This window comes from Malacoplasma iowae (assembly GCF_900660615.1).
GTDB lineage: Bacteria > Bacillota_I > Bacilli_A > Mycoplasmatales > Mycoplasmoidaceae > Malacoplasma > Malacoplasma iowae.
Window position 1 is genome coordinate 595,359 of record NZ_LR215023.1, and the last position, 12,086, is coordinate 607,444.

5 protein-coding genes and 1 pseudogene are annotated in these 12,086 nt (G+C 25.7%); 5 read left to right on the forward strand and 1 reads right to left on the reverse strand.

Annotation, left to right across the window (positions count from 1 at the left end; all coding sequences use genetic code 4):
* The first annotated feature begins 184 nt into the window (after window positions 1–184).
* Both EXC57_RS02395 and EXC57_RS02400 read left to right on the forward strand, forming a co-directional pair.
* On the forward strand, window positions 185–1,159 hold the full coding sequence (locus EXC57_RS02395) for an IS30 family transposase (RefSeq protein WP_129692514.1): 975 nt from the start codon (window positions 185–187) through the stop codon (window positions 1,157–1,159).
* Between the two features lie 349 nt (window positions 1,160–1,508).
* Window positions 1,509–2,468 carry an immunoglobulin domain-containing protein gene (locus EXC57_RS02400; RefSeq protein ID WP_004025294.1) on the forward strand — a complete coding sequence of 320 codons (960 nt, stop codon included), beginning with the start codon at window positions 1,509–1,511 and terminating at the stop codon, window positions 2,466–2,468.
* A 287-nt stretch (window positions 2,469–2,755) separates the two neighbouring features.
* On the opposite strand, the gene EXC57_RS02405 is transcribed toward EXC57_RS02400, so the two are convergent.
* Window positions 2,756–3,730 carry an IS30 family transposase gene (locus EXC57_RS02405; protein WP_129692495.1) on the reverse strand — a complete coding sequence of 325 codons (975 nt, stop codon included), beginning with the start codon at window positions 3,728–3,730 and terminating at the stop codon, window positions 2,756–2,758.
* Window positions 3,731–3,826: 96 nt separating this feature from the next.
* On the opposite strand from EXC57_RS02405, the pseudogene EXC57_RS02410 reads away from it, so the two are divergent.
* From EXC57_RS02410 to EXC57_RS02420, 3 genes and pseudogenes are all read left to right on the forward strand, one after another.
* Window positions 3,827–4,666, forward strand: a pseudogene (locus EXC57_RS02410) (IS30 family transposase); the annotation flags it as partial.
* A 734-nt stretch (window positions 4,667–5,400) separates the two neighbouring features.
* Window positions 5,401–8,049, forward strand: a complete 2,649-nt coding sequence (locus tag EXC57_RS02415; RefSeq protein WP_129692586.1) for a hypothetical protein — start codon at window positions 5,401–5,403, stop codon at window positions 8,047–8,049.
* A 9-nt stretch (window positions 8,050–8,058) separates the two neighbouring features.
* A complete protein-coding gene (locus tag EXC57_RS02420) occupies window positions 8,059–12,000 on the forward strand; it encodes a hypothetical protein (RefSeq protein WP_040538248.1) in 3,942 nt (1,313 codons plus the stop codon).
* Window positions 12,001–12,086 lie beyond the last annotated feature (86 nt).

Consider the following 12,086-nt stretch of genomic DNA (forward strand, 5'->3'; position numbering starts at 1 on the left):
GTTTTAAAAAATATTTAGATTAAATTTATTTTTAAATTAAAACATTCCTATAATTGTTCAAAACAAATATGGGAATGTTGCTCGACTGACATGTGAAGTGCAACACTCGAAAAAGAGTGTGCACTTCATTTGTTTTGTTTGTAAGTGTTCACTAATAAAAAGATAATGAATATTAGGAGTGCTTATGAAAACTTATAAACATTTAACAAAAGAAGAAAGATGCTTAATTTATTTTCTTTGAAATAAAGAAAAATATTCTATGAATAAGATTGCAAAAATCTTAAATAAAAACAAATCAACAATATCAAGAGAATTAAAAAGAAACACATCTTCAACAGGAATTTATTATTCATCAAATGCTCACAAAAAATACATTAGAAGAAAATCAAATTGTCATATGTTTTTTATGTTGAAGTACAAAAACTTCACAGATCTTTTTATTCAAAAATTTAATCCTAAATCTCATGGTGTAGAAGCTACAATTTTTTGAATAAAAGAAAACTATCCATTAGTTAAAGTTCCAAGTGCTAGGCAAGTATTTAGATGAATCAATAGCAAGATTTGAAAGATACAAAGAAGAGATTGTTTAAGAAGAAAATATGTTAAAGGAAAAAGAAGAAAAATAGGTATATTTTCTAAAATTGATGGAAAATACTGCATTCCTTATAGTCTAAGACCAGAAAAGATAAACAAAAGAAAAGAATTTGGACATTGAGAAGCTGATCTAATAGTTAGTAAAAGGCAAAGTGGTTATTACCACTTATTAACATTAGTAGAAAGAAAAACAAGGTTGGCAATTATTAGAAAAATAAAAGGTAAAAACGCTAGATCAATGATGGCTAAAATGTATACCATTATTCGAGATGAAAAACTCCCAATAAAAAGCATCACTGTTGATAATGGGTTAGAGTTTCAAATGATGGGAATAACTGCAAAACAATTCAACTTTAAAGTTTATTATTGCCAACCTTATTCTTCATTCCAAAGAGGGTCCAACGAGAACATAAATGGGATAGTTAGAAGATGATATAAAAAAGGAACTGACTTCAGTTTAGTAAGTGAAGATAAAATAAAAACTCTTGAATGAAAAGTAAACAACATCCCAAGAAAAATGTTTGGTTATAAAACAGCTTACCAAATGTATCAAGAAAATATTTAAAACAAAAAACTCTCAACTTATATTTCAAAGTCGAGAGTTTAATGTAACATTGAAGTGTTGCACTTCACATGTCAGTTAGGGAACATTCCTATAATTGTTCAAAACAAATATGGGAATGTTTTGTTTTGTTTAAAACTTTAAAATATTTTATTTTTTTAAGAACATAAAAAAATAAGTTGTAAAAAATAAATTTTTTGTTATTATTTAATTGACAGTTTATAAACGATAATAGTAAATTAATAATTTCTTTTATAAAAAAAATCATAATACTCAATTTGTCATTTTTTGTGAATAATTAAATTTCTAATGTGCTATATTAAAATATGTAATTTTTTGGGGGTTTTATACTATGCGTTTATTTACTTTAAAAAGTGTTTTATTAACTAGTGCTTTTACAGTTGGTATCATGTTTACATCTTGTATTCCAGTTAATGCAGCATTAACTTTAAAAGAAAAACAAAATAACAACTCTGTTGATACTCCAAGTGGTGATAACAATAGTTCTAATGAAGGAGACATATCACAAGGTGGTTCAAATAATGATAATTTAAATCCACCAATTGTTGATGGAAATGAAAGTGGTAAACCAGATCAAGGAGAAAATGGTTCAAATAACAATAATGGAAATTCCAACAATGGACAAAACAATAACACAGGAAATGGACAGGGTAATAATTCTGGAAGTAGCACTGATAAAAGAAAAAGAATTGAAATTACAAGACAACCATCAAACATTTCTATAAAACCCCAAAACAATGTTTCAATAACTTTTGATTATAAAGCTTATAACTTATCCCCAAATGATAAAGTATTCTTTCAATGATATAAAAACGGAAAAACTCTTTATGGACAAACTGAACAAACATTAACATTAAACAATGTTACTCATAATGATGCTGGTGAATACCATGCTTTAATTACAATTGGATTTTATGCTTTTTATGAAACAACCCCAGCTAAACTAACCATTGAAGATGATTCAAGTATGTATGACTCAATTGTGTTTGGTGGTGGTACACCAAGTGCTTATTACAATAAGTATGATAAAATTTTGAAAGTTGATGTAGCTTTAAATTTCTCTAAAAATGGACGTTTATATTTTAATGGTGAAGCAATTAAAGTTGAAATCTACATTGGTGGTTATTTAAGAAAAACAATGTATACAGATCCTGGTAACAATATTTTGTTTGGAATGATTAGTGGCGAAAGACATGATTTTGTAAATAAAGAAATTCTTGTAATAGCAACTTATGATAAATTAGAAAGAAGAGAAAAAGTTAACGGATTCACAGATATCTTTGGTCCATAATAATTTAGTTATTTAAAATAAAGTTAAAATACTATTCCATAATTATGGAATAGTATGCTCGATTGACATGTGAAGTGCAACACTCAAAAAAGAGTGTGCACTTCATTTGTTTTGTTTGTAAGTGTTCACTAATAAAAAGATAATGAATATTAGGAGTGCTTATGAAAACTTATAAACATTTAACAAAAGAAGAAAGATGCTTAATCCCTAACTGACATGTGAAGTGCAACACTTCAATGTTACATTAAACTCTCGACTTTGAAATATAAGTTGAGAGTTTTTTTGTTTTAAATATTTTCTTGATACATTTGGTAAGCTGTTTTATAACCAAACATTTTTCTTGGGATGTTGTTTACTTTTCATTCAAGAGTTTTTATTTTATCTTCACTTACTAAACTGAAGTCAGTTCCTTTTTTATATCATCTTCTAACTATCCCATTTATGTTCTCGTTGGACCCTCTTTGGAATGAAGAATAAGGTTGGCAATAATAAACTTTAAAGTTGAATTGTTTTGCAGTTATTCCCATCATTTGAAACTCTAACCCATTATCAACAGTGATGCTTTTTATTGGGAGTTTTTCATCTCGAATAATGGTATACATTTTAGCCATCATTGATCTAGCGTTCTTCCCTTTTATTTTTCTAATAATTGCCAACCTTGTTTTTCTTTCCACTAATGTCAATAAGTGGTAATAACCACTTTGCCTTTTACTAACTATTAGATCAGCTTCTCAATGTCCAAATTCTTTTCTATTGTTTATCTTTTCTGGTCTTAGACTATAAGGAATGCAGTATTTTCCATCAATTTTAGAAAATATACCTATTTTTCTTCTTTTTCCTTTAACATATTTTCTTCTTAAACAATCTCTTCTTTGTATCTTTCAAATCTTGCTATTGATTCATCTAAATACTTGCCTAGCACTTGGAACTTTAACTAACGGATAGTTTTCTTTTATTCAAAAAATTGTAGCTTCTACACCATGAGATTTAGGATTAAATTTTTGAATAAAAAGATCTGTGAAGTTTTTGTACTTCAACATAAAAAACATATGACAATTTGATTTTCTTCTAATGTATTTTTTGTGAGCAGTTGATGAATAATAAATCCCTGTTGAAGATGTGTTTCTTTTTAATTCTCTTGATATTGTTGATTTGTTTTTATTTAAGATTTTTGCAATCTTATTCATAGAATATTTTTCTTTATTTCAAAGAAAATAAATTAAGCATCTTTCTTCTTTTGTTAAATGTTTATAAGTTTTCATAAGCACTCCTAATATTCATTATCTTTTTATTAGTGAACACTTACAAACAAAACAAATGAAGTGCACACTCTTTTTTGAGTGTTGCACTTCACATGTCAATCGAGCTCTTCAACAGGGATTTATTATTCATCAACTGCTCACAAAAAATACATTAGAAGAAAATCAAATTGTCATATGTTTTTTATGTTGAAGTACAAAAACTTCACAGATCTTTTTATTCAAAAATTTAATCCTAAATCTCATGGTGTAGAAGCTACAATTTTTTGAATAAAAGAAAACTATCCGTTAGTTAAAGTTCCAAGTGCTAGGCAAGTATTTAGATGAATCAATAGCAAGATTTGAAAGATACAAAGAAGAGATTGTTTAAGAAGAAAATATGTTAAAGGAAAAAGAAGAAAAATAGGTATATTTTCTAAAATTGATGGAAAATACTGCATTCCTTATAGTCTAAGACCAGAAAAGATAAACAATAGAAAAGAATTTGGACATTGAGAAGCTGATCTAATAGTTAGTAAAAGGCAAAGTGGTTATTACCACTTATTGACATTAGTGGAAAGAAAAACAAGGTTGGCAATTATTAGAAAAATAAAAGGGAAGAACGCTAGATCAATGATGGCTAAAATGTATACCATTATTCGAGATGAAAAACTCCCAATAAAAAGCATCACTGTTGATAATGGGTTAGAGTTTCAAATGATGGGAATAACTGCAAAACAATTCAACTTTAAAGTTTATTATTGCCAACCTTATTCTTCATTCCAAAGAGGGTCCAACGAGAACATAAATGGGATAGTTAGAAGATGATATAAAAAAGGAACTGACTTCAGTTTAGTAAGTGAAGATAAAATAAAAACTCTTGAATGAAAAGTAAACAACATCCCAAGAAAAATGTTTGGTTATAAAACAGCTTACCAAATGTATCAAGAAAATATTTAAAACAAAAAAACTCTCAACTTATATTTCAAAGTCGAGAGTTTAATGTAACATTGAAGTGTTGCACTTCACATGTCAGTTAGGGATACTATTCCATAATTATGGAATAGTATTTTTTTTAAATAAACAAATAATTTAAATTATTTAAAATATTTATTTCAGATTTTAAAGATTAATAACTTAATAATTAATACATTTATTAAATAAATAAAACAAATAAAATTTAAAAAATTTTAAGTAATAATTTTCATGCATTTTTTAATCTGTAAATTATTTTTCTAAGATAATAAAGACAACACCAACGATTATTAAAAATTTTGAATAAAATATACTTTCTTTTAAAGTATTAACTTATATAGATAAAAAATGATTGAATTTTTTTATTTTTTATGCTATATCTATTGTAAGAAGGGTGATGGTATAAATATGGAAAGGAATGAAAAAAGTAAATTAATGTTTAATTGTTAATATATGTTATTTAGGATTTTTGTATATACCTAAGGTTTTGATCTACAATTAGAATCTTATTTTTAGGTTATACACACAAATTAACATATATATTTTTGCATATATATGTTTTTTGCTTTCAATGTTGTTAGTGATGTTAACAACAGAAAGACCTTAATTTAATAATTATTTTTAATAAACAACTTAATTTATTTTTTATTTTATTTTTAAAAAAATAAAAAATTTTCCTACCTTAATATACTATTAGGTAATTTTAAAGGGAGTTTTCTATGAAAAAAGTGTTGTCGATGGGGTTTGTCTCAATCTTTTCAGCTAGCATTACAACATCAATGTTAGTTGGTGCTGTTCAAGAATTATTAAATTCAAAAGGAAAAAATTTACAAGTAAAATATAATAATTTTTTGGTTAGTGATCCAAAAGCTAATAAATTATCAACTGATGACCAAATCCAACAAATATTGAATTCTGTTACCCAAAAAACATACTTGGGTGATATTGAAGAAGCAACAAATGTTGGTGATTTTACATCTATTGATGTTTCGAAATTAGCAGACATTGAATCAGGTAACGGTAAAATTGTACCAGCTTATTTAAAAATTGATGGTAAATATACTTCAAATATTCAAGAAGCTAAAAGAAGTCATGTTCAAAACCCTGTTGTTAAATATATAGATAACAATAATAATGTCTATGATTCTGAAATGGAAGCAACAAATGCAATGGTTGGTGATATAGAAAGCTACTCAAATGGAATTGCATATTATGAAATAAAAGATTACTCAGATTTAAACAAACCAACATATAACATTAACCCTTTAAACAAAAATGATTTAAATAAATTAAAAGAACTAGCATTCTCAAATGCAGCAATTGATGGATCAGGTTTTGATGTTATGAGACTTCAATCTGATGGAGTTAAATATAGTAAAAATAACTACACTTGACATTCAACAAGTCTTATTGAAGACCAAACAAATAAATTAATAAATGACATGGTTCAAATAATTTATGACAACTCTTTATTTACTTTAACTAGTAACTTTGTTCATTATGAATGAATTTTTGGTTTTGGTTTTACTAAATATAATAGTTACATCCTAAGAGATTATTATGGTGTTTCAGATTCAGCTTTAAATAATTTGAAAAATGAATCTTACTCTGAACTTAAAAAATATTGGGGAAGTGATAAAATTGATTCTTTCCAAATTCAAGTTAATCAACACAACTTTAGTTGATATGATGTTTCAAAAAAAGCTAAAGAAGCATATGATGCAACATATAATAAAGCAATGTTATATTTTAACAACAACAAAGGCATGGAAGATTGTGCTAGAAAATTAGCAGATTTAGCACAAAAAATTGTTAACACTAATTTCCTAGGTGAATCAAAATTATCAACAGGATATAGTGATAATTATGAACAACTTAAAACTGAAATCAAAGGTAAAGTTTGAGGTGCTGTTAAAAATGAATTAGAAAAAACATATTCTAATTCAAGAACTAGTAGATCAGCTTCAACACTTAGTGATTATATTGTTGATAATTACAAATATAACTTCCAAGAAAACTTTGCTAAAAACGGTGACAACATAAAATATGCTATTTCATATAATGACTCACCATTATTTTTAATATCAGACACAATAATTCTTAAAATTAAAGATTATGAAGATTTCCGTGTTGATCCAAGAAGAGGTATAAAAAACTATCTTGGTTCAGTTTCAAAATCAAATTATGATTGAAGAAATGAAGCTAGAACTTCATTTATGAATATTTCTAATACATATGGATATGATAGAAATAAATCATTAAATCTAACAAAAGAGAATTTACTAGTTAAATATAATACTGTTAAAAAATATTCAAACTTTGGTTTTTATAATCATTCAGCATCTAGTAAATTTGATCCAAATGTAAAAATGATTGATAGATTGTATTTTCTTAATAATAATGTTACAGAACAACAACTTGAAAAACAATTAAACCGTAGAGAAGATGATGATAAATCATTATTAAATAGTCCATATGGAACTATTGAAGCAATCTATCAATACAATAAAAGTCTTAAGAAGTTTTCAGAAACTGGAGATCCATCAACAACTTTAATTAAAAATGTTAATGAAAATTCAATAGCTGATTCTAATGATGTTGTTTATTTATATAACAAAGACAAATCACCAGCAACAATCAAGTATGGTAGATATATAACTTATGGAAATAAATTTAACATTAGTTTATCAGATAGAAGTTCAAGAGTCATTGGTTCAACTGAAGAATTAAATTCTGAGTTTTATTTAGATAAACTTGGAAAACCGTCAAAAAGGTATGATTTCTATGATTACAGTGGGAATTTATTAACATCAGAAATTATAAACAGTGTTAATGGTGATTATTCAGTATCTGAAAAACAAGCTTGAGAAAATGCTTTAAAGAAAATAAATGTTGATGCTAGTAAAGATTATGTTTTCTACCAAACAAATGGAACAACACCATCAACTACAACTGAAACTTTATATAAAAATAAAATTACAAAATTATATGTTTGTTACATACCAAATTATCAAACAAGAAATGTATCAAAATATACAACATATGATGTAAATCCTATTAACTCAAGTAATTACTATGGATTTGTAAGTTATGATGATTTAACAAAATTTGTTAAAGACTATGTATACACAATTAATGGATTAAATCCAATTGATCCAATACTTCCGCCAGTTAATAATTCAACATCAAAATTCTATAGAGATGTAATTATTGGTACATGAAGTTCATTGGGAATAATTATAGCTTTAGTTGGATTCACTTCTTTATATTTCTGTAATGTTTCTACTAATAAGATTAAAACTAGAAGACAGCAAAGAGTAAGAACTCAAAATTGATGAAATAACAATGTAATGGGACCTGGTAGATAGGAGTTTATTATGAATAAAAAAATATTAAACCACTTAAATAAAAAGAAATCGAATAAAATATTTTCAAGTAAAAAACTTTTACTATTACTTGGTTCTTCGACTATAGCAACTGTTCCAGTTATTTCATCAATTGCTGTTGGAAACAATTCAATGAATATGAACTTATATAGTGGAGCATATAGTCTTGGTGACAAAGATTTTGATTCATATAATTCTTTAATGAACTATGTTGATAAAAATTCAAAAACTATAAATGTTGAAGGAAATAATTCTAAATGAAGTGTTACTTTAAATGGAGTAACAAGAACATATAATGATCCAAATGTACTAAGAAATGAAGTATACAATCAACTTATATCAAGAAAACAAGTTAAAACTGATGTTAATCTAGCTGATTATGTTGGCCCAAAAGGTGTTCTTGGTTTAACAAACCAAGAAGTTTGAAAACACATTAGTTATGATGTAAATTCTAAAAATACTATTTATCAAGGTGCAAATGATCAAGTTTTTAATACACAAGATGAAGCTTATGATTCTTACTTTCAAACTAAAGAAGGTTATCATTTTAACGGTATAAACTTTAGTAACAAAAATGATTTAAAACAATATTTAGAAAAAGAATATTTTCCAAATAGAAATACTAAAAATACAGTAGTAATTACTTCTCCATCTGGAAATTCACTTCCAATTGATTTAACTAAAGCAAATGCTTATGATGAATTAACTAGTTTTATCAACAACAATGCTGAAATAAGAATAAACTATAAAAATGATGGTGGTGAACAAGTTGATATTACAAGAGACAATGTTCAAAGCCAAATGGATAAAGTTAATTTACATGATTTAAACTATCAACATGTTTTATCAAATCAAGGTGAAAGTAGATATATTATTGATAACAAAGATAGTGCTGATTTAATTGGACCATATTTTTATCAAGGTGTTTTAGATGTTTCATCTTTTAAAAATAAAGACATGTGAAAAAAAGTTAATGGTGTAACTAAATCTGTTTTTACTCAATCTAGAATTGATTCAATAATTGGTTCATTCTTTTCATCAATCATTAATGATGATAATAATTTAAATAAAATCCAAGCAGAAAATGGTGAGAAAAAACCTTTATTATTTAGAACATTATTATCTATTGGAGAAGATGAAAAATCATATGATCAATGATTTATGGACGAATTAAATAGATTAAGTCCACAACTATCAAAAGAAGTTATTGAAGCAAATGATTCAATGATGAGTGGTAAAAAATATAATTCAATTTATAAAATACCAGTTCTTTACAGTTTCTTATTACAAAGAGCCATAAGTTGAAATTTGGGCCAAGAAGTTGTTAATTTAATTGTTGATTATTTTACTAATGTTTGTAACTTCATTCAAGATGTTTTAGAATTTGTATCACTTTATAGTTCAAGTTTATTATTAAGCAAAGATAAAAAAACTAAATTTGATATGGTTAAATTTTTCCAAATTGGAAACCCTGAATATGATTTAAATACTTCTACAGAATATTTCTTAAATGAAATGAGAACTAATTATCCTAATTTAGTTGCTATGTGTTTTGCTTATACTCAAGCTGAAAATAATATTTCACTAGCAGGTGGATTAATTCCTTTTAATTCTGTGAGTTTTGATTTCTTATATGAAGATGGTTTAATGGATTCTATTGATCTTTACAGTATTAAAAATGAGCTTAGAGGAGTATATGATACTTTCTCACAACTTAGTGCTGATGATATGGTAAATTACTTCGTTGTTAATAATAAAAATCCAGAAATCAAAAATATTGAAACTAAATATCCAGATAAATCTCAATGAAATGAAGCTTTAAAAAATATCAAAACACCTAAATCTAATCAAAGTGTAGAATTATTGTTAAGTTCTATTGGTGCTAAAAACAATCAATATTTTGCATTAGCAGAATCTCTTTTAAGTACAGAAATATCTATATTTTTAGAAACTGGTACTATTGTAAATGGTGGTTATTTAGATCAACTATCAAAAGTAAAAAATAATAAAAATCTTGTATCATTATTCATTAATTTAGTAAAAGGTAATGAAGGTAAAATAAAAGCTTATAGAATTTATTTAGCTTTCATGTTGGATTTAAACACAGGTACTAATATATTTAATGATGGTAAATCTAATATTTCAAATGATGAATTCTTTAGAAGACTTTCATATTTAATTGCTACAATATTTGGTACTTCTTTATTAGTTTCACAATCTATGATTAAGTTATATGAATCTCGTAGTTATGTGGTAATAGAATCTTATAATAACCCAATTTTTGAAGTAATTGAAAATGCTTCAGATAATGGTTCTATTGGTGGAGATAGGATAAGTATTAATGTTGGGGAAAATCTTATTGATGGTTCAATGAGACCTTGAGATGGTGACCGTCACTCAGTTAATGGAATATCTCCAAGTGTTGCTGGTGGATCAATTAATTTAATTGATTTTGACATTCAATTAGACCCACTTACAGATGCTATTTACAATTCTTCACAAACAGATATAGACAGAATTATTAATGAAGGTTTATCTATGACTCCAATTAATAGATCACCTTCATCTGCAACTCTTGTAAACCCTGTTGATAATGCACAAGTAATTCAAGCATCAAGTTTTAACGATCAAGCTGATCTAATATCATTAAATTCAAATGTTATAGATGCAACTAATGAAGTTGTACCTACATTTGAAAAAAATAAATTATCTTGATGAGCTGGTTATATTGATAAATTCCAAAAAATTAAAGATATTGTTACAAAAGTTTTAGATTATGCAGTTCAAATTTTTGCAGCTACTTTAACAGTGTTAGAATTTGCATTCTTCTTCTATGATTTATTTAAAGAAACTTATACTCAAAACTTTTATCAATACACAACAGCTGATGGTACAAGCTTCTATTGAAATGGTGGATTATCTGTTTCTAAATACTTTGGATTTGTAAACTATGAAATTTCAAATATTAATCAAATGGAATTAGTTAACCCAGTGGCAATTACTCTTCCACAATTAGAAAGTTATTATTACTATGATGGAATTAAATATTATGATTCAAGTGAATTAAAGAGAAGAATTTTATTAAATTACATTAATGGAGAAGATACTCCAAAAAATCCTAAATTTAATAAGTACTATGCACTAATTGGAAACGAAGACGCAACTTCAAAAACTATAACTGAATTAGTAGATAAAGTGATTAAAAGTTTAAATATTACTAAAAATGAAAATGGATCTTTTAATATTAATAATTTAAATAAAGAATCACCATACATTCAAACGTTAAGTGCATCATATGATAATGGATATGTTGTTTCTGACAAAGATAATAATATAACTTTAGTTCAAAATATTGTTGATAATATTAGACCAGCATATTTTGTTAAACTTCCAAAACTTAATAATAATGTTGCACAAGGTGAAGCTGGTGTAATTGATAAATTACCTGGAAAATATTGAAATGGAATGTCGGTTGTTGATAATGGTGAAATGAAAGATGTTTTATTTGATAATTCAGCAAATGACTTAAAACCTGGATTAGAAGGACAAAACATTTGAAATAAAGATAATTTCTTAGAATCAAACTATAGTACTGCTAGTTATCAATCAAAACAAAAATTACTAGCTAATTTTAAAACTAAATTTACACCTGCAAGTAAAGAAGTTTTAGATGTAAGTTTAAGTACAAATAAATATAGTGCTTTAGCAAATGGTGTTTCTTTGCAATACATATATGAAATGAAAGATACAAGAACAAATAGAATATACACTTTCTATAGTTTAGCAAATGCAACATCATACTTAAATGATGCGATTAATTTTACTAAACATGTTGATAACAATGGAACTAAAATATATTTTGAAGGTTTGTATTTTGAAAATAAAAATCAATTATATAGATGAGTACACAACAACATGACTTCTATAAAATAAATTTAGATAAATTATATTATTAAAACATACTTAAATTTAATTAACACTTTTAAATTTAGGTGTGTTTTTTTAATATAAATAAATAT